Raw genomic sequence first — 19,448 nt, forward strand, 5'->3', positions numbered from 1 at the left:
GAGACGGGATTTGAACCCGTGTACGCGGCTTTGCAGGCCGCTGCCTCGCCTCTCGGCCACTCCACCAGGATCGTACGTCGTCAGCACACGAGGTGCCCGCCGACGAACCCGAGCGGAAGACGGGATTCGAACCCGCGACCCTCACCTTGGCAAGGTGATGCTCTACCACTGAGCCACTTCCGCGTGCTTCCGGGAGAACTCCCGGCCACGCGGAAGACTCTATCGCCTTCCGGCCCCTGCCCGTGCAACGACGAGCGCGGGCCGCGTCGGATCGGGAACCGTGTCCGTTTTCTCGGCCGGTGGAATCCGCGCCTTCGCCCCCCGGCGCGGGCGTACGGCCTGCGCCGCCTCGCGAGTGTCACGATCACCCGCCCGGCGGACGTTCCGGGCGCATCGCGACCTGATGATCGAGGGTGTACGCCAGGGGCGGCGCTGCTCCGCTGGCGGACCGCGACGGCGGCCGAGAACCCGCACGCGACGATCTCGAGGGGCTCTGAGATACTGATCCTGCCCGATTTCGGGCACGAAACTTGGTGTTCCACATTCGCCGTCCGTAAGGTCCTGCTCTGTGTCGACGCAACGGCATCCCCATGAGGACCTCATCGCTCACCTGACCCGGACGACCGCGCTCGGTCCCGGAGAAGCGGCGCGTGTGGTCGCCGACGTGCTCATCTACTTCGGTGAGCCCGTCGACGACTACGTGCGGCGCCGCCACGGCGAGCTCAAGTCGAAGGGGTTCTCCAACGACAAGATCTTCCCGAGGATCTCGGCAGAGCTCTCGGGAAGGCGCGTCGCGGCACCGGAGCTGTCTCTACGCCAGCTGCGCCGGATCGTCTACGGATAGGAGCGGATATGTGCGGAATCGTCGCTTATGTTGGGCCAAAGGACGCGGCCCCCATCCTGCTCGAAGGACTCCAGCGACTGGAATACCGCGGATACGACTCCGCGGGCCTCGCCGTGGTCAACGGCAAGTCGCTGAAGATGCGCAAGGTCAAGGGCCGGGTGGCCGACCTGGCGGAGGCCGTACCCGCCCGGTTCAAGGGCGCCTGCGGCATCGGGCACACGCGGTGGGCCACGCACGGCGTGCCGAGCGACGTCAACGCGCACCCGCACCTGGACCATGAGCAGCGGATCGCGGTGGTCCACAACGGGATCATCGAGAACGCCGACGCGCTGCGGCAGCGGCTGGAGGGCGAGGGTGTCACCTTCGAGAGCGAGACCGACACCGAGGTCCTCTGCCACCTGATCGCGCGGACCGTCAAGGAGACCGACTCCCTGGACGACGCCGTCCGCCGCGCGCTGAAGAGCGTCGTCGGCACGTACGGCATCGCCGTCATCGACGCGCAGCGCCCCGGCGAGATCGTCGTGGCGCGCAACGGCAGCCCGATCGTCCTCGGCATCGGCGAGAAGGAGATGTTCGCCGCCTCCGACGTCGCCGCGCTGGTCCGCTACACCCGGCAGGTCGTCCACCTGGAGGACGGCGAGCTGGCGGTACTGCGGGCCGACGGCTTCCACACGTTCACCAGCGACGCCAGGGAGACCGCGAAGGAGCCCTTCACGGTCGACTGGGACACCGGCCACTACGACAACGGCGGCTACGAGCACTACCTGCTGAAGGAGATCTCGGAGCAGCCCGACACGGTGGCCCGGACGCTGCGCGGCCGCATCAACGATCGTTTCCACATCGCTCACCTCGGCGGCCTCAACATGGACGCCAGGGAGACCCGGTCGTTCCGCCGCGTCAAGATCATCGGCTGTGGCTCCGCGTACTACTCCGGGCAGATCGGGGCGCAGCTCATCGAGGAGCTGGCCCGCATCCCCGCCGACGCCGAGCCCGCCTCCGAGTTCCGGTACCGCAACCCGGTCGTCGAGCCTGACACGCTCTACGTCGCGATCAGCCAGTCGGGGGAGACGTACGACACGCTCGCCGCCGTCCAGGAGCTCAAGCGCAAGGGCGGCCGGGTCCTGGGCATCGTCAACACGGTCGGCAGCGCGATCGCCCGTGAGTGCGACGGCGGGCTCTACCTCCACGCGGGACCCGAGGTGTCGGTGGCCTCGACGAAGGCGTTCACCTCGACCGCCGTGTCCTTCGCGCTGCTCGCCCTGCACCTGGCGCGGGTGCGCGACCTTTCCCCCGCGGACGGCCGGCGGATCTGCGAGGGACTGCGCAAGCTGCCCGAGCAGATCGAGCAGATCCTCAAGCTGGACGAGCACATCAAGACGCTCGCCGAGAAGTACGCCCAGGCGCCCAGCATGATGTTCGTCGGCCGGGTCCGGGGCTACCCGGTGGCGCGCGAGGGGGCGCAGAAGCTCAAGGAGATCTCCTACGTCCACGCCGAGGCGTATCCGGCGAGCGAGCTCAAGCACGGTCCGCTCGCCCTGATCAGCCACGAACTGCCGACCGTGGCGATCGTCCCCGACGACGAGCTGCTCGACAAGAACCTGACCACGCTGGGCGAGATCCGGGCGCGCAGCGGCCGCATCCTGATGATCGGCCACCGTACGGCGGACGCGGCCGACGACTGCGTCGTGGTGCCCAAGAACGAGACCGAGCTGGACCCGATCCTGCTGACGATCCCGCTCCAGCTCTTCGCCTACCACGCCGCCGTCGCCCTCGGCCGGGACGTCGACCGGCCGCGCAACCTGGCCAAGAGCGTCACCGTCGAGTAGGCGCCGTCGAGTAGGGGCCCGTGCCCGGCACCTGAACACGCGCCTACGGCTCCCGCTCCCGTCTTCCCGGGGCGGGAGCCGTACGTGTCAGGCGAGCGGGCGGGTCACCGGCGGGGTCAGGACGTCACGGCGCACCGCCCGCGGTCCTTCCTCACCGGCCCGTCGGCGTTCGGCCGCACGTCGAAGTCGAAGATCTCGGTCGGCAGGTAGAGGGTGCAGCACGCGTTGGGGATGTCGACGATCCCGCTGATCCGTCCCTCGATGGGCGCCGAGCCGAGGAGCAGGTACGCCTGCTCGCCGGAGTAGCCCCACGTCTTCAGGTACTCGATCGCGTTCAGGCACGCCCTGCGGTAGGCGACCGTCGCGTCGAGGTAGTGGTTGGTGTCCGTGTCGTGGTCGACCGAGATCCCGACGAAGGAGAGGAACTCGGAGTACCGCGGCTCGACGTTGCCCGGCATGAAGATCGGGTTGGTGGTGACCCCGTACTTCGCCATGCCATCCTTGATCAGATCGACGTGCAGGTCGATGAAACCGCCCATCTCGATCGCGCCGCAGAAGGTGATCTCCCCGTCGCCCTGGCTGAAGTGCAGGTCGCCGAGCGAGAAGTTGGCGCCCGTGACGTAGACGGGGAAGAAGACCCGCGCTCCCCGCGTGAAGTTCTTGATGTCCTGGTTGCCGCCGTGCTCGCGCGGCGGGACGGTGCGGGCTCCCTCACGGGCGATGCGCTCCACGAGGTCGCCGGTCGCCGTGCCGGTGACCGCGTTGTTCGGCTCCGGCGGGTTGGCCAGCGGCGGGACCCGGCCGGCGTCGGTGTCGATGAGCGCCTTCTCCCGCCGGTTCCAGCTCGTGAGCAGCTCCGCCGACGGCGCCGTGGCGAACAGACCGGGATGGGTGATCCCGGTGTACCGGACGCCGGGCACGTGCCGGGACGTCGCCTGGATGCCGTGGAAGTCCCAGATCGCCTTGTACGCGTCGGGATAGTAGTCGGTCAGGAACCCGCCGCCGTTCGCCTTCGCGAAGATGCCGGTGTACCCCCAGCCCTGCCCCGGGACGTCGCCGGTCCGCTCGGGGTACGGGATAGGGCCGATGTCGAGGATGTCGACGACCAGGAGGTCGCCGGGCTCCGCCCCCTCGACCGCGAAGGGCCCGCTCAGCATGTGCACCTGGGTCAGGTCGATGTCCCGCACGTCGTTGGCGGAGTCGTTGTTGCCGACCTGGCAGTCGGTCCAGTCCCGGCATTCGACGCGGAACTCGTCCCCGGGCCGGACGGTGGCGACCGCGGGGATGTCGGGGTGCCAGCGGTTGTGCCCTGGTACGGCCTGCTCGCGCATGGATTTTGACTGGTCGATGCTGAACACGACTTTCGGCATGAGACGTCCTCTTTCTGGATCGGCTCCGGATCAGTGAGCGGCCACGGCGCGGCGAACACGACCACGCCGAAGGCCCGGGACCCACCCCTCGATCGCCGCCACCCATGCCGGGTACCTGGTGAGGCGCTCGCTTTTCAGGCCGAGCGACAGGAAGAAGAACCACGGGACCGACCAGGAGAGCCAGATGACGCCGAACGGCGGGTTCCCGAGTATCTGGAAGTTCGCGTACGAATAGCCCAGCGCCGTGATGGCCACGAACAGTGAGAAATACCCGGTTCCCGTGGTGTCGAACCCTCCGAGAATGGTGAGGCCCACATACAGATGGGTGAAGGCGAAATGAACGGCGCCGCGCCGACGAAGAGCCGACATAGAGAAGTCCGACATCTCCCATCGGGACGCACCTCCTGGCGCCGTGACGGAGGAACGCGTCCGTGGACGCGCCTCCTCCGGCCGGCTCGCGGCGGGCTCCGGACCGGATCGGAATCAGGACCAGGGTCGGGGCCGGGGCCGGGGTCAGGGTCGGGGCAGACGAGCCAGCGCCGGGTGCGGCGGTCGCGCGGGCCGTCCCGAGGCCCGCCTTCGTGGCACGCCGCCCGGCGCGCTCCCGGACGTACCGCCCGGCGCCGGGACGACCTCGGGCGCCTCCCGGCTGCGCTCCTCCCGGGCCAGGCTCGCGGCCAGCACCGGATGCACCCTGCGCAGGTGGGGCCCGGAGAAGCGGCGGCGCGCGGGCCCCTCGCAGGCGGAGCAGTCACGGGTCTCCGGCGCGGTCCCCATCGGAAGGAACACGTCGAACGGCCCGCAGTCCGGACAGAGATATTCATAAATCGCCATAGGCACCTCAGAAACCGCCGGACAGCCCCGCACCCGAGCGTGGCCATATAGGACCAGACAACCCATACAAAGTGTTATCTGTCAAGATAAGTCCGCTGATCGTCCACTGCGCTGTCAGGTGGAATCTCCGGGGTCAATAATCGTTGAATCGCCGGGAGGTGTATATGGCTCGGAGAATGCCGTCCATTTCCATCCGTGGGCGCTTTTCTTTGCGAGATTTTCCGCTTCTCGTGTTGAAGGGGTGGTGAAGGCGGCGGGTCCCGGCCGCCTGCGAAGGCCCCGCAAGATCCGACATTTCATCACTAACCGTGATGGGTCGTACTCTGACGGTACAAGAGACTCTCGGGGGAGGGGTACCGATTTGCGGCGCCGCGCGTTTCTTGCACTGGGGGTGGGCCTGCTCCCTCTGTCGGCCGGATGCGGAACGGACCGGCCCCGGGGCGGCCCCCCGATCTCCCTGGTCGTCCCCGCCCAGGTGGGGGTCCAGGGTGGCCCGTTCGCCAGGGAGCTGAAGACCCTCATCGAGCGCCAGAGACTGGCCGGGAAGGTCGAGATCCGCACCCGATCGGCGGACACCGGGGCACGCGCCCTGGGGTTCGCCGCCAGGGCGGACTCCGACGACCTGATGGTCACCGGTTCCACCCTCGTCGCCGTCGCGGCGACGAGGGGATCCGGCGGCCTCATCGAAGGGACCTCCCCGCTCGCCCGGTTCGCCGGCGATTGGGTGGTGATGGTCACCGGGCCGCATTCCGGGTTCCGCACCTTCGACGACCTGGCCGCGGCCCTGGCCCGCGACCCGGCCCGGCTGCGGCTCGCCGGGCGGGACTCCGGCGGCCCCGACCACGTGCTCTACGGTCTGACCGCGCAGGGGCTCGGGATCGACGCCCGCTCGCTCAACTACGCGGCGTACCCCGACCTCTCCCACGTGCTCGCCGCGACGCTCGACGGCAGGGCCGTCGCCGGGCTCGGCGGCCGGCGGGAACTCGCGGCCCACATCCGAGCCGGACGGGTGCGGCCGCTGGCCGTCTCGTCGCGGGAGCGGCTGGACGGCGTGGACGCGCCGACCCTGATGGAGTCCGGCGTGCGCATGCAGTACGCCAACTGGACCGGGCTCCTCGGCCCCGGCCGGCTGGGCGACCAGGGGCGGGAGCGGTTGCTCGATCTGTGCCGCGCCATCGCGGACCTGCCCGGTTGGGCGGACGCCTGCCGCGCCAACGGCTGGGTGCCGATGTACCTGGACGGCGACGACTTCCGCCAGTGGCTGAGCACCGAGACGCGCCGTACCAAAGCGGTGCTCGGAGATCTCGGACTGCTCTGAACCGCCCTCGCGCGAACGCGCCGAGAGACGTCACTCGGGCACGACACCCACGGATCGACACAATTTGTTGTGGTGGTTGCGTCCGACGGCACTACATGTAGGATCCTCCACGTTGCTGGTTCACCCCACGCCCGGGGTGAGGCAAGAGGGAACCCGGTGCGAGTCCGGGACTGCCCCGCAGCGGTGAGCGGGAACGACCGCCGTCAGATCGAGCACTGGGCCGTCCACCGGCCCGGGAAGCGACGGCCAGTAGGTCCGGCGCGCGAGAGCCGAACCCGGCCCGAGCGACGCCACGCCCGCGAGTCCGAAGACCTGCCGGCGACGCGTGCGCGGACCGGACGTCCGCGCGCGTTGTGTCCGGGCCTCGAGGGAGGGCCCGCCGACGAGCGACGCGCCGGCCACGGCGCGAGCATGCCCGCTCCGACGCGTACGCCCGCCTCCCGAGGCCCTGACGGGGTTCCGACTCGGGAGGGGAGATCACGTGACACTGGCCACGATCGCGGAATCGGGGGCCGAGGCCCGGTGGGCGGCGATCGAGGAGGCGGCGGCGCGGGTCGTCACCGATCCGGAGAACTCGAAGGCCGCCGCCCGGCTGCTGGCCGCGCTGATCGCCGACGAGGCGGCGGAGCACGGCGTACCCGCCTCCTCCGGCTCCTCGGGCTTCTCCCAGTCGGTGGCCGCGACCCACGCGGAGGGCCTGGTCCACGACGAACTGGCCGCGTTCGTCGCGCGGCACGCCGCCGAACTGGACGCGATCGTCGATCACACGGCGGACGAGCGGTTCGAGTACTTCGGGCTGCGCACGGTCTACGACCGCTACCTGCTGCGCCACCCGGTCACCCGCAAGGTCCTGGAGCGCCCGCAGCACTTCTTCCTGCGTGTCGCGTGCGGGCTGGCGTACCGGTCGGGCCTCCCGGGGGTCGCCGAGGCGGCCGAGCTCTACCGGCTCATGTCGACGCTGTCCTACCTGCCGAGCTCTCCGACGTTGTTCAACTCGGGGGCACGCCGTCCGCAGCTCTCCTCCTGCTTCCTGCTCGACTCGCCGCGTGACGAGCTGGAGAGCATCTACGAGCGCTACGGCCAGGTCGCCAGGCTGTCCAAATACGCGGGCGGCATCGGCGTCTCCTGGACCAGGGTCCGCGCCCGGGGTTCGCTGATCAGGGGCACCAACGGGCACTCCAACGGGATCGTGCCGTGGCTGCGCACCCTCGACTCCTCCGTCGCGGCGGTCAACCAGGGCGGGCGGCGCAAGGGCGCGGCGTGCGTCTACCTGGAGACCTGGCACGCGGACATCGAGGAGTTCCTGGAACTGCGCGACAACACCGGCGAGGACGCCCGCCGCACGCACAACCTCAACCTGGCCAACTGGGTGCCGGACGAGTTCATGCGCAGGGTCGAGGCGGACGCCATGTGGTCGCTGTTCGACCCGAAGGAGGTCCCGGAGCTGACCGACCTGTGGGGAGAGGCGTTCGACGCCGCGTACCGCGCCGCCGAGAACGAAGGCCGCCAGGTCCGGCGGATCCCGGCCCGCACGCTCTACGGCCGCATGATGCGCACCCTCGCCCAGACCGGCAACGGCTGGATGACCTTCAAGGACGCCGCCAACCGGACCTCGAACCAGACGGCCCTCCCGCAGAACGTCATCCACCTCTCCAACCTCTGCACGGAGATCCTCGAGGTGACCGGCGACACCGAGACCGCCGTCTGCAACCTCGGCTCGATCAACCTCGCCGCGCATCTCGCCCCCCGCACCGGAGCCCCCCGCCCCGCCGACCCGGCCGGCGGCGTCGACTGGGCCCGGCTCCGCGCCACCGTCCGCACCGCCGTACGGTTCCTGGACCGGACCATCGACCTCGGGTTCTACCCGACGCCCGAAGCCGAGGCGGCCAACCGGAGATGGCGGCCCATCGGGCTCGGCGTGATGGGCCTCGCGGACGTGTTCTTCGCCCTGCGGCTGCCGTTCGACTCGCCGGAGGCGCTCGCCCTGTCGACCCGGATCGCCGAGGAGATCGCCCTCGCGGCGTACGGAACCTCCGCAGGCCTCGCGGTGGAGCGCGGACGGCACCCGGCCTACGACGACACCCGCGCCGCCCGCGGCGTGCTGCACCCCGACCACTATCCCGACGGCGCGGTCGGCGAGTCCGGGAGCGACGGCCGGAGCGGGGAATGGGCGGCCCTGCGCGCGAGGATCGCCGAGACCGGGCTGCGGAACTCGCTGATGATCGCGATCGCGCCGACGGCCACCATCGCGTCGATCGCCGGATGCTACGAGTGCATCGAGCCCCAGGTCTCCAACGTGTTCAAGCGGGAGACCCTGTCGGGTGAGTTCCTCCAGGTCAACCGATATCTCGTCGCCGACCTCCAGGCCCTCGGGCTGTGGACCCAGGAGATGCGGGACGCCATCAAGCGGGCCGACGGCTCGATCCAGGACGTCCCCGGCATCCCCGGCGAGCTGCGCACGCTCTACCGGACGGCCTGGGAGCTGCCCCAGAAGGCGCTCATCGACCTCGCCGCCGCGCGCCAGCCGTACATCGACCAGGCGCAGTCGCTCAACCTCTTCATGGCGACGCCGACGATCGGCAAGCTCTCGTCGATGTACGCGTACGCCTGGCGGGCCGGCCTGAAGACCACCTACTACCTGCGGTCCCGCCCCGCGACCAGGATCAGCCAGACCACCGTGTCCACCGTGCCCAGCGTGCCCGCCGCGCGCGGCACCGGGGCGCCGGCCGTACCGGATCCGGAGGCCGTGGCGTGCTCCCTGGAGAACCCCGAGATCTGCGACGCGTGCCAGTAGCCGCCCCGCACGCGCCCGCACCGCAGCCGCCCCCAGCCGTACCAACGCCAGAAAGCGTGATCACGATGTTGCTCGACCCCGGGATGGACCTGACCCTCAGGCCGATGCGCTACCCCGACTTCTACGAGAGGTACCGCGCGGCGATCAGGAACACGTGGACGGTGGAGGAGGTGGACCTCCATTCCGACCTCGCCGACCTGGTCAAGCTGGACGCGGGGGAGCGACACCTGATCAACCGGCTCGTCGCGTTCTTCGCCACGGGGGACTCCATCGTGGCCAACAACCTCGTGCTCAACCTGTACCAGCACATCAACGCGCCGGAGGCGCGGCTCTACCTCAGCAGGCAGCTGTTCGAGGAGGCCGTGCACGTGCAGTTCTACCTCACGCTCCTTGACACCTACCTGCCCGACCCGGACGAGCGGGCCAAGGCGTTCGCCGCCGTCGAGCACATCCCCTCGATTCGCGACAAGGCCGAGTTCTGCTTCCGGTGGATCGACTCCATCAACGGTCTGACCCGGCTGGAGACCAAGGACGACAGGCGCAGGTTCCTGCTCAACCTGATCTGCTTCGCCGCCTGCATCGAGGGACTGTTCTTCTACGGCGCGTTCGCCTACGTCTACTGGCTGCGCTCCCGCGGCCTGCTCGGCGGGCTGGCTACCGGGACGAACTGGGTGTTCCGCGACGAGTCCATGCACATGGAGTTCGCCTTCAGCGTCGTGGACACGGTCAGGGCCGAGGAGCCCGACCTCTTCGACGACGAGCTCGGCGCCCAGGTCACCCGCATGATCGAGGAGGCGGTCGCGGCCGAGCTCGCCTTCGCCTACGACCTGTGCGGTGACGGCCTGCGCGGGATGAGCGCCGACAGCATGCGCCAGTACCTGGAGTACGTGGCCGACCGGCGGCTGGCCCGGCTCGACCTGCCCCTCCGGTACGGCACCGCCAATCCGTTCGCCTTCATGGAGCTCCAGGACGTGCAGGAGCTGGCCAACTTCTTCGAGCGGAGGGTCTCGGCCTACCAGGTGGCGGTGGAGGGCGACGTCAGCCTGGACGAGGCGTTCTGACCCACGGGGCGGCGAGGAACGGGCGTCCGGGCGCGGGCGGTCAGGACGGCCCGGACGGCCTGAGTACGCGGGTGCCGCCGGCGATCAGGGCGGTGGCCAGGATCCAGCCGGCGGCGATCAGGCCGCCGGCGAGCCACTGCGTCCAGCCGACCGGCTCCCACGCGCCCCGCTGGTCGAACAGGCTCACCGGCACCAGCAGGTCGAGCGTGTAGAGAAGAGGGTTGAAGCTGCGCCGCTCGTCCAGGCCGATCTGCGACGGGTGGTGCGCGGAGAACACCGCCGTGCCCAGGGCGAGCAGCAGGCCCGCCCACACCCCCGCCAGCCAGGGGCGGTAGCCGTACCCGACCATGACGTCGAGCAGCCAGCCCCAGATCGTTCCCGGAAGCCTGAGCGTCCGCCGCCTGCTGCGCTGCTTGGCCAGCAGCACCCTCCGCGCCTCGGATTCGTGCCCGATTCGCCGGCAGTAGGAGGCGAGCTGCTCATACGGCTGCGGCCGGTACCCGTCGGGGTCGCGCCGCAGCCAGGCCAGCCGGTCGGAGAGCCGGGCCGGCCCGCGCAGCGACTCGTACGTCGTCTCGTTGAGGTGGACGTTCCCCGGATAGCAGTCGGGCCGGTCGAGCAGCACGCCGATCCGCGAATAGCCGAGGTTGATCTCGCCCTCGATCGAGGCCGGTGTGAGGATGAGCTCGTCGACCTGCATGTGGCTCAGATGGAGCACGCGCTCCGGCGCCGTCAGCTTCGCCCGGTCGAAGGAGAGCACCCCCGAGAACCGCGCGCCGCGCAGCCGTACGGTGCCCTCCGCGGTGAAGCCGTCGCTGAACTCGCCCGTGGTGGCCTGGAGATGGTCGGCGTGCACGGCGTACGCTCCGCCGGTCGCGATGACGGACCGCTGCAGGTAGATCCCGCTGTTGAAACGGGCGCCGATCAGGCGCAGCGTCCCCGTGCTGCGCATACCGCGCAGGAACGCCCCGCCGTCCACGGTGAGACCCCCCGCCCACAGTGCCGTGTGGCTCCGTGTGAACCCCCGCGCCTCCATCTCCTCCGGGGTGTACGGCGCCCGCGCGTCGGTGAGGTAGCTCTCCGAGCCGCGCGAGGCGCCCTCGGGGGTGCCGATCGTCGCGCGGGACAGCCGGAACTGCCCGGTGACGTGGGTGTTGTCCAGGCGCACCCCGGCTCTGATCGTGGACCCGTCGAGATCGAACAGGCCGTCGATCACCGCCCGACCGGCCTTGAACCTGTGGATGTCGCACCCGCGGAAACGGACGCCCCTGGTGCGCGCGTCGTTGAGCGAGACCGCGCCCGGGATGTAGCAGTTCAGCAGGTGGAGCTTCGAGGTGAAGACGGCGTCGGACAGGTTGAGGTCGCCCACGATCCTGGCCCCGGCGAGCCGGATGCCCGGTACCTCGCCCGGCCGGCCCTCGCGCATCCCGAGCAGCAACGCGGCGATCACCTGGGCGCGGACGACGCGCTCGCGCCCCCACGAGGCGCCGTGCGCGGGATCGTCCCTCTCGCTCTCGCGCAGGTCCACCCAGGCCCCCGAGGGATAGGCGTCCCACAGCTTCCGCTCCGCCGGATTGAGCCGCCAGAAAGGCCGTGATCTTCCCACTCGACGGACTGTACCTCTAGATCGCCCGGATCGTCCCGGCGATCTGTTCGAACAGGGCGTCCTTGCCGTCGAGGTCGGTGGTGAGGGTGACGATGCACGTCGTGCCCCTGCCGGAGGGCACGTAGTACTGCGTGCCACGCACCTTCACGCCCCGCAACGGCAACACGTACCTGATCCGGACTGCCTGGGCGCCCCCCAGCGGCACCTCGGCCGCCTCCGAGACCTCCGCGTGGAGCTCGGTGAGCTGGGACTTCGCGACGTCGATCAGTGCCTGCGCGGTGGCGCCCACGCTCGGCTGGCAGAAGCCGTTGAGGTTGGTGGCGAAACGGTTCGGCGACTTCTCCGCCGACGCCGGGTCGGTCGCGTACACCGCCTTGTTCGCCGCCAGCCCCTTGAGGCTGCCGCGCGCCTGCTCCAGCGCCGGCCCGGACAGCCCGCTGTCCTCGATCATCCGTTCCGCGTCGCCCGCCGCCAGGTCCATCGAGGCCCAGCTTTCGGGTACGGCGACGAGCAGGCCGTTGGGGGTGCCGCCGATCCGCCGGAAACCGTCCGGAACCGCGCTCGCGGACTCGTCGCTCTCCGCGCCGCCGCAGCCCGTGGCGCCGGTGACGCAGAGGGCGACGCAGAGGGCGGAGGCGATGGCATATCGGCGCACGGGACTGCCTCCTGGGCCCTGACGGGATCACGTTGTCGGGAACACCACCGTTCCAACGGCACGCCTACCCGGTCAAGCCCTCAGTCGCAGCCGCACCCGCAGTCGCAGTCGCAGTCACAACAGCAGCTGTCGCAGCACCCGCCGTCCGCGCCGACGTCGGCACCCACGTCCGCGCTCATATCGCCGCCGCCGAAGTCGCCGCCGGCCCCGCCACCGAAGTCGCCGCCGTCCGCGGTCATCTCCCCGCCGCCGAAGTCGCCGGCGGACCCGCCACCGGACCCACTGTCGGCTCCGCCGCCGGAGCTGTGCCCGGAGCTGTGCCCGGAGCTGTGCCCGGAGCCGCAACACCGGCAGCAGTTCGCACAGTCGCAGCAACCGTCGCAGTTGTCGGCGTAGCAACGGTTGTCCCAGGACTCGTTGCGCAGGCGGCTCCACGGCGGACGATAGAGGCCGCAGGTGAAGAACGTGAGGATGCCTGCCAGCGCGGCGAGCAGGGGGTTCGGCGCCGACACCGAGGCCGGGGCCGTCCGGTGGCCGAAGGTGCGGGCGATAGCGCGCCGTACCTCGTCCAGCAGGAGCGCCTCGGCGAGGTGCCGCTCCTCCAGGTCGAGATCCGCCACGGCCAGGCGCAGCCCGTGCAGCGCGTCGTCGCAGAGCCGCCGGGCCTCGGAGAGCGGCGTTCCGGTCGCGACCAGCGGGTTGTACGCCCCGCGGGCCAGGTCCTCCTCCAGGTCCTCGACCGCGTCCAGCAGGTGCGCGATCCGCCCGAAGAACCGGCCCGCCTCCCGGAGGGCCCCGGCGTTGTGCGGTGCCCGCGCCAGTACGGCGGTGTGCGCGAATGCCGCCGCGACGGCGGTCTCCGTCGGCTCGGTGAGGTCGAGCAGGGACAGGCCGGGGGTTCCCTCCAGCTCGGCCTGGCGTTCGGGAACCGAGTCGAGCACCGACGTGTCGAATCCGATCGAGCCGGCCCCGCGGCCCGCCGCGGCCGTCCACGAGCCGGCCACCAGGCGGAGCGGGGCTCCGGAGACGCGGCGGCCCGCCGCGCCGTCTCCGTCGGCCGCGTGGTCCCGGATCTTGCCGGACGCGAGCGCGAGGGAGGTGGCGGCGGCGAGCCGGGCGCCCTCCGACTGGGAGGAGATCACCTCGGCCCGCCGGAAGCCCCGCAGCGGGCACGGCCCCGCCACCCGGCGGGTCGTGGACTCGGGGCGCTGCGCCTCGGTCAGGACGGAGAGCACCAGCCCGTCGTAGTTCGTCGCGGCCCTGGCGAGCTGCCCGTGCCGGTCCCGCAGGGTCAGGCACAACCCGCACAGATGAGCCCGCCACGCCCGGTGCAGTCGCGGGCACGAGTGGCGGGCACACGGCCGAAGGATCCCGAACACGAAAGCCCCTTCTCTCCTGACGGTCTCCGCCGTGCGCGATGCCCGGCTCACCGTGTTTCGCGGTGATTATGGCATCAGATGAGGTATGTCGGAGACGCTGGTCCACGGCGGCTCCCGGGCGACGCGGGATGCGGTGAATTGCCCAATGGTGTCAAGCCTTTCCGGAAAAGGCATTCCCCCTCATTATTTTGAAGAGCAAAATAGGCATAAACGGGACTCGCAGCGGTAATGACCCTGTGAGGTGTGAGATGTCGCAGAAACCATTCGCCCGGCTCGCTCGATGGCTGGGACTCGATCGGAATCCGCTGCGCCGCCGGTGTGACCGGATCGAGGCGATCATGAGGTTGATCGCCGTCGTGGGCGTGGCGGTCGCCGTCGTGTTCGGAATCCTGTCGGGTGTCCGGGCGTACGGTGACGGCCTGCGTACGGAGGCCGCCCAGGCGCACTCGCGGCACCTGACCCGCGCGACGCTGCTCCAGGACGTTCCGGCGCGCGGGTTGTCCCCGTCCGGAATCGCGGTCGGCCGCGCCCGGGCCGAGTGGACGGCCGGCAACGGCGTCCACTGGACGGGTGTCGTCGAGGCGCCGCCGGGGAAGCACACCGGCGACGTCGTCCAGATCTGGACCGACGACCGCGGCGCGCCCGCCCGCCGGCCTCAGGACAGGGAGACGACCGTCGTGTCCGCCATGACCGTGGGATTCGGCCTGCCCATCGGTGCCACCGCCCTGCTGGCCCTGCTCGTCCTGGTCACCCGTACGGTCAACCAGCGGCGTGCCACGCGCGTGTGGGAGGCGCAGTGGAGCGTCGTGGAGCCCATGTGGCGGATCAACGGTCGATGATCTCGTTCTTCCCGATCACCACGATCCCGCCGCGGGTCACCGCGAACCGCTGCCGGTCGTAGTCGAGGTCGAAGCCGATCCTGGCGCCGTCGGGGACGACCACGTTCTTGTCGATGATCGCCCGCCGTACGATCGCGCCCCGGCCGATCTTGACCGAGCCCATCAGCACCGAGTCCTCGACCAGCGAGTGCGAGTGGAGCACGACGCCGGGGGAGAGGATCGAACGGACCGCAGTGCCGCCGGAGACGATGACGCCCGGTGACACCAGCGAGTCGAGGGCGCGGCCGACCCGCTCGCCCTGGTTGTGCACGAACTTCGCCGGGGGCAGCGGGTCGTGCCCGGTGTAGATCGGCCACCGGCTGTTGTACAGGTTGAACACCGGATGCACCGAGATGAGGTCCATGTGCGCCTCGTAGTAGGCGTCCAGCGTCCCCACGTCCCGCCAGTAGCCCCGGTCCCGCTCGGTGGAGCCGGGGACGACGTTGTCGGCGAAGTCGTACACCTCGGCGCCGCCCGACTTGACGAACATCGGGATGATGTCGCCGCCGAGGTCGTGCCGGCTGGACGGGTCGAGCGCGTCCTCACGCAGCGCCTCGATCAGCGCCTGGGTCTTGAAGACGTAGTTGCCCATGGAAGCGTAGATCTGGTCCGGCGCGTCGGGCAGGCCCACGGCGTCCTTCGGCTTCTCGCGGAACGCGGCCATGCGCCGGCCGGTGGGATCCGTCTCGATGACGCCGAACTGGTCGGCCAACTCCAGCGGCTGGCGGATCGCCGCGACCGTCACGTCGGCGCCCGAGTCGATGTGCTGCTCGACCATCTGCCGGGGGTCCATGCGGTAGATGTGGTCCGCGCCGAAGACGATGCAGTGGTCCGGCAGCTCGTCGTAGATCAGGTTGAGGTTCTGGAACAGCGCGTCCGCCGACCCGGCGAACCAGCGCGGCCCGAGCCGCTGCTGGGCGGGCACGGGCGTCACGTAGTTGCCGAGCATCGCCGACAGCCGCCAGGTCCGCGAGATGTGCCGGTCGAGGCTGTGGTTCTTGTACTGCGTGAGCACGACGATCTGCAGGTAGTGGCTGTTGGCCAGGTTCGACAACACGAAGTCGACCAGCCGGTATATCCCCCCGAACGGGACGGCGGGCTTGGCGCGGTCCGCGGTCAGCGGCATCAGTCGCTTTCCTTCACCGCCGGCGAGCACGATCGCGAGGACCTTCATAGCCAGGACCCTAACCCGCCAAAGCCAGTGTAAAACACCACGATTCCTGACTAGAAACTCGAAACCAACGCCGAATCCGATGCAGCGGAAACGGAGCGAGATGGTTCTAAGCTCCTGCCATGCGTGTCGATCTGCTCAGCCGCGAGTATCCGCCCGAGGTGTACGGCGGTGCCGGAGTCCATGTCGAGTACCTCGCCGGCGAACTGCGCAGGCTCGCCGACGTCCGGGTCCGGTGCTTCGGTGCTCGGCGCGACGAGGCCGGCGTGCACGCCTACCGGGTGCCGGGTGGGCTGGAGGCCGCCAACGCGGCGCTCCAGGTGCTCGGGGTCGATTTGGAGATGGCCGCCGGCTGCGAGGGCGCGGACGTGGTGCACAGCCACACCTGGTACGCCAACTTCGCCGGGCAGGTCGCCAAGACGTTGTACGGCACGCCGCACGTCGTGACCACGCACAGCCTGGAGCCGCTCCGGCCGTGGAAGGCCGAGCAGCTCGGCGGCGGGTACGCGCTGTCGTCCTGGGCCGAGCGGACCGCACTGGCCTCGGCCGACGCGGTCATCGCCGTGTCCGAGGGCATGCGCAGGGACGTGCTCACCGCGTATCCCGAAATATCGCCTGATCGGGTGCACGTCATTCACAACGGCATCGACACCGTCGAATACGCGCCGTCCCACGGAACCGAGGCGCTGGTCAGGCATGGCATCGACCCCAGCCGGCCGTACGTCGTCTTCGTCGGGCGGATCACCCGGCAGAAGGGCCTGGTCCACCTCCTGCACGCGGCGCGGTCCCTCGACCCGGCCGCCCAGATCGTGCTGTGCGCCGGCGCGCCGGACACCCCCGAGATCGCCGCCGAGGTCGCGGGCCTGGTCGCCGAGCTCGGCCGGGCCAGGAAGGGCGTCATCTGGATCTCCGAGATGCTGCCCAGGCCCGAGGTGATCCAGATCCTCACACACGCCGCCGTCTTCGTGTGCCCCTCGGTCTACGAGCCGATGGGCATCGTCAACCTGGAGGCGATGGCCTGCGAGACCGCCGTCGTGGCGACCGCGACGGGCGGGATCCCCGAGGTCGTGGATGACGGCGTCACCGGCCTGCTCGTCCCGATCGACCAGGGCGCGGACGGCGAGCCGTACGAGCCGGAGGTGTTCGCCTCCGCCATCGCCGAGCGGGTCGGCGCGCTGCTCGCCGACCGGGACCTCGCCGCCGCGATGGGCGCGGCCGGCCGGCGCAGGGCCGTGGAGCACTTCTCCTGGCGGCGCATCGCCGAGCGGACCCACCGGCTGTACGCCGATCTGGCGGGCACCGGGGCGTGAGCCGGCGGCCGCGCGGTGGTCCGTCACCGGGGACTACGCTGATCCGATGATTGCGATCGACCGGGTCCGGATGGCCTTCACCGACCGGCACGGCGGCGTCAGCGCCGAGCCGTACGGCACCCGCAACCTCGGCGGCGCGGTGGGTGACGACCCCGCGGCCGTCGCGGTGAACCGGGCCGCGACCGCGGCGGAGTTCGGCCTGGACCGGGTCGTGTTCATGCGCCAGGTCCACGGCGCGGACGTCGCCTACGTCACGGCCCCGTTCGGTGACGACCCGCCCGCCCTGGACGCGGTGCTCACCGACCTGCCGGGCCTCGGGATCGCGGTCCTGGTCGCCGACTGCGCCCCCGTCCTGGTCGCCGACCCCGTGGCAGGCATCGTCGGAGGTGCGCACTCCGGCCGCCCGGGGACCGAAGCGGGCGTGGTCCGCGCCCTCGTCGACGCCATGGCGGCGCGCGGCGCCGACCCGGCCAGGATGGTCGCGGCGATCGGGCCCGCCGCCTGCGGCCTCTGCTACGAGGTGCCCGCCGAGCTGCGGGAACGGGTCGCCGCGCGGGTCCCGGAGACGTGGTCCACGACCCGCCAGGGGACGCCCGCCCTCGACATCCGCGCGGGCATCGCCGCGCAGCTCGCCCGGGCGGGGGTGGCCGACATCAGGCACGACGGCCGCTGCACGATCGAGACGCCGGATCTCTACTCCTATCGGCGAGACCGCCACACCGGCCGGTTCGCCGGATACGTCTGGCTGAACGGCTAGTTCTCCCGGGTCCGGCGGGTGGCCGTCCCCCGCACCGTCGGCACCGTCGGCACCGTCCGGGCCGCTCGGGAGCCTCGGGCCGCTCAGGAACTTCTCATCCGTCGTTCACGGAGTGCGGAGAGACGGCTCCTAGCGTCGGGCCCGGAACTCTTCCGCGAGCGAGGGACGATCATGACAGCTGTGCCGGCCATCGCCGGGGACCACACCGCCCGCCCGGTCGGGGGCGACCGCGGCGACCCGCCGTGGGCGCGCCCCGCACTGCTGGCGCTGCTCGCGGCCACCGCGCTGCTGTACCTCTGGGGGCTCGGCGCCTCCGGCTGGGCGAACGCCTTCTACTCGGCCGCCGTACAGGCGGGAAGCCAGAGCTGGAAGGCGTTCTTCTTCGGCTCGTCCGACGCCGCGAACTTCATCACCGTCGACAAGACGCCCGCCTCCCTCTGGCCGATGACGCTGTCGGTCCGGATCTTCGGCCTCAGCTCGTGGAGCATTCTCGTGCCCCAGGCCCTGATGGGCGTGGCCACGACCGGGGTGCTCTACGCGACGGTCCGGCGCCGGTTCCATCCGGCCGCGGGGCTGCTCGCCGGGGCGGTGTTCGCGCTCACCCCGGTCGCCGCGCTCATGTTCCGCTTCAACAACCCCGACGCCCTGCTGGTGCTGCTGCTGACCCTCTCCGCGTACGGGATGCTCCGGGCGCAGGAGCGGGGGAGCACCCGGTGGCTGGTGCTCGCCGGGTCGCTCATCGGATGGGCGTTCCTGGCCAAGATGCTCCAGGCGTTCCTGGTCGTCCCGGGCTTCGCGCTCACCTACCTCGTGACCGCGCCGGTCCCGCTCAGGCGCCGGATCGGGCAGCTCGCGCTCGCCGGGGTGGCGATGGTGGTCAGCGCCGGATGGTGGGTGGCCGCCGTCGCGCTGGTGCCCGAGGACGCCCGGCCGTACGCCGGCGGCTCGCAGAACAACAGCGTCATGGAGCTCGCCCTCGGCTACAACGGGCTCGGCCGGATCACCGGAGACGAGGTCGGCGGCCTGGGCAACCTCAACCAGGACTCCGGATGGGGCCGGATGTTCGGCGCCGAGATCGGCGGGCAGGTCGCCTGGCTGCTCCCTGCCGCTCTGCTCCTCCTCGCCGCCGGGCTGTGGATCACCCGCCGCGCGCCGCGCACGAACCCGGTACGCGCCGCGTTCCTGCTGTGGGGGAGCTGGCTGGTGGTCACCATCGTGATCTTCAGCCACATGCAGGGGATCTTCCACGCGTACTACACCGTGGCGCTGGCTCCGGCGATCGGCGCGCTGACCGGCATGGGATGCCACGTCCTGTGGCGGCGGCCCGGCGTCCCCGCCTCGGCGGCGCTCGCCGCGGCCGTCGCGGGGACCTCCGTGTGGGCGTACACGCTGCTCGGCCGGTCGGCCGAGTTCCTGCCGTGGCTGCGGGGCGTGGTCCTGGTCGTGGGGATCGCCGGAGCGGCGGCCCTGCTCGTCGTCCGCCACGCCGGGCGGTGGCCGGTCGCCCGGCGTGTCCGCCTCGCCGTACCGGCCGCCGCCCTGGCGGTCCTCGCCTCGCTCGCCGGTCCCGCGGCGTACGCGGTGGACGGTCGCCCGGCGTGTCCGCCTCGCCGTACCGGCCGCCGCCCTGGCGGTCCTCGCCTCG

General features: G+C 70.9%; 16 protein-coding genes, 1 tRNA gene and 1 riboswitch. Of the genes, 9 read left to right on the forward strand and 8 right to left on the reverse strand.

Annotation, left to right across the window (positions count from 1 at the left end):
* Positions 1-111: 111 nt before the first annotated feature.
* Positions 112-183, reverse strand: a tRNA-Gly gene (locus tag IMZ11_RS39310).
* Between the two features lie 385 nt (positions 184-568).
* Between IMZ11_RS39310 and IMZ11_RS39315 the strand changes: the two genes are divergently transcribed.
* Positions 569-844, forward strand: coding sequence for a hypothetical protein (locus tag IMZ11_RS39315; RefSeq protein WP_061256996.1), 276 nt, complete (start codon positions 569-571; stop codon positions 842-844).
* Positions 845-852: 8 nt separating this feature from the next.
* Entirely contained in the window at positions 853-2,670 is a 1,818-nt protein-coding gene (gene glmS, locus IMZ11_RS39320; RefSeq protein WP_228648098.1) for a glutamine--fructose-6-phosphate transaminase (isomerizing), read from the forward strand.
* A 116-nt stretch (positions 2,671-2,786) separates the two neighbouring features.
* On the opposite strand, the gene fmdA is transcribed toward glmS, so the two are convergent.
* The 3 genes from fmdA to IMZ11_RS39335 form a co-directional block, all read right to left on the reverse strand.
* On the reverse strand, positions 2,787-4,040 hold the full coding sequence (gene fmdA, locus IMZ11_RS39325; protein WP_228648100.1) for a formamidase: 1,254 nt from the start codon (positions 4,038-4,040) through the stop codon (positions 2,787-2,789).
* 30 nt (positions 4,041-4,070) lie between these two features.
* The gene (locus tag IMZ11_RS39330; RefSeq protein WP_228648103.1) at positions 4,071-4,409 is read right to left on the reverse strand and encodes an AmiS/UreI family transporter; all 339 of its coding nucleotides are present in this window, start codon (positions 4,407-4,409) and stop codon (positions 4,071-4,073) included.
* 144 nt (positions 4,410-4,553) lie between these two features.
* A complete protein-coding gene (locus tag IMZ11_RS39335) occupies positions 4,554-4,874 on the reverse strand; it encodes a zinc ribbon domain-containing protein (RefSeq protein WP_228648105.1) in 321 nt (106 codons plus the stop codon).
* A gap of 391 nt (positions 4,875-5,265) precedes the next feature.
* Here IMZ11_RS39335 and IMZ11_RS39340 point away from each other — a divergent pair, with 391 nt between their 5' ends.
* The 3 genes from IMZ11_RS39340 (at position 5,266) to IMZ11_RS39350 (ending at position 10,047) form a co-directional block, all read left to right on the forward strand.
* The gene (locus IMZ11_RS39340) at positions 5,266-6,192 is read left to right on the forward strand and encodes a tripartite tricarboxylate transporter substrate binding protein (protein WP_228648107.1); all 927 of its coding nucleotides are present in this window, start codon (positions 5,266-5,268) and stop codon (positions 6,190-6,192) included.
* A 99-nt stretch (positions 6,193-6,291) separates the two neighbouring features.
* Positions 6,292-6,527: riboswitch (cobalamin riboswitch) on the forward strand.
* Positions 6,528-6,673: 146 nt separating this feature from the next.
* The gene (locus tag IMZ11_RS39345; protein ID WP_228648109.1) at positions 6,674-8,986 is read left to right on the forward strand and encodes a ribonucleoside-diphosphate reductase subunit alpha; all 2,313 of its coding nucleotides are present in this window, start codon (positions 6,674-6,676) and stop codon (positions 8,984-8,986) included.
* Positions 8,987-9,051: 65 nt separating this feature from the next.
* The gene (locus IMZ11_RS39350) at positions 9,052-10,047 is read left to right on the forward strand and encodes a ribonucleotide-diphosphate reductase subunit beta (RefSeq protein WP_228648128.1); all 996 of its coding nucleotides are present in this window, start codon (positions 9,052-9,054) and stop codon (positions 10,045-10,047) included.
* Between the two features lie 40 nt (positions 10,048-10,087).
* On the opposite strand, the gene IMZ11_RS39355 is transcribed toward IMZ11_RS39350, so the two are convergent.
* The 3 genes from IMZ11_RS39355 to IMZ11_RS39365 form a co-directional block, all read right to left on the reverse strand.
* The gene (locus tag IMZ11_RS39355) at positions 10,088-11,653 is read right to left on the reverse strand and encodes a hypothetical protein (protein WP_228648111.1); all 1,566 of its coding nucleotides are present in this window, start codon (positions 11,651-11,653) and stop codon (positions 10,088-10,090) included.
* Positions 11,654-11,669: 16 nt separating this feature from the next.
* Positions 11,670-12,308, reverse strand: coding sequence for a hypothetical protein (locus IMZ11_RS39360; protein WP_228648113.1), 639 nt, complete (start codon positions 12,306-12,308; stop codon positions 11,670-11,672).
* An 80-nt stretch (positions 12,309-12,388) separates the two neighbouring features.
* On the reverse strand, positions 12,389-13,687 hold the full coding sequence (locus IMZ11_RS39365) for a DUF5685 family protein (RefSeq protein WP_228648115.1): 1,299 nt from the start codon (positions 13,685-13,687) through the stop codon (positions 12,389-12,391).
* A gap of 248 nt (positions 13,688-13,935) precedes the next feature.
* Here IMZ11_RS39365 and IMZ11_RS39370 point away from each other — a divergent pair, with 248 nt between their 5' ends.
* A complete protein-coding gene (locus IMZ11_RS39370; protein WP_228648117.1) occupies positions 13,936-14,526 on the forward strand; it encodes a hypothetical protein in 591 nt (196 codons plus the stop codon).
* Here IMZ11_RS39370 and glgC read toward each other — a convergent pair.
* Positions 14,513-15,841 (reverse strand): glucose-1-phosphate adenylyltransferase, encoded by a 1,329-nt coding sequence (gene glgC / locus IMZ11_RS39375; RefSeq protein WP_308066903.1) that lies wholly within the window; start codon positions 15,839-15,841, stop codon positions 14,513-14,515. The genes IMZ11_RS39370 and glgC overlap by 14 nt on opposite strands.
* A 17-nt stretch (positions 15,842-15,858) precedes the next feature.
* Between glgC and glgA the strand changes: the two genes are divergently transcribed.
* From glgA to IMZ11_RS39390, 3 genes are all read left to right on the forward strand, one after another.
* Positions 15,859-17,046: a glycogen synthase gene (glgA, locus tag IMZ11_RS39380; protein ID WP_228648122.1), complete on the forward strand. Its 1,188-nt coding sequence runs from the start codon at positions 15,859-15,861 to the stop codon at positions 17,044-17,046.
* 46 nt (positions 17,047-17,092) lie between these two features.
* On the forward strand, positions 17,093-17,803 hold the full coding sequence (gene pgeF / locus IMZ11_RS39385) for a peptidoglycan editing factor PgeF (protein ID WP_228648124.1): 711 nt from the start codon (positions 17,093-17,095) through the stop codon (positions 17,801-17,803).
* Positions 17,804-17,974: 171 nt separating this feature from the next.
* Positions 17,975-19,448: glycosyltransferase family 39 protein (locus IMZ11_RS39390; RefSeq protein WP_228648126.1), on the forward strand; the 1,474-nt coding region annotated here is incomplete at its 3' end.

The sequence above is a fragment of the Microtetraspora sp. AC03309 genome, assembly GCF_020826795.1.
GTDB classification, from domain to species: Bacteria; Actinomycetota; Actinomycetes; order Streptosporangiales; family Streptosporangiaceae; genus Microtetraspora; species Microtetraspora glauca.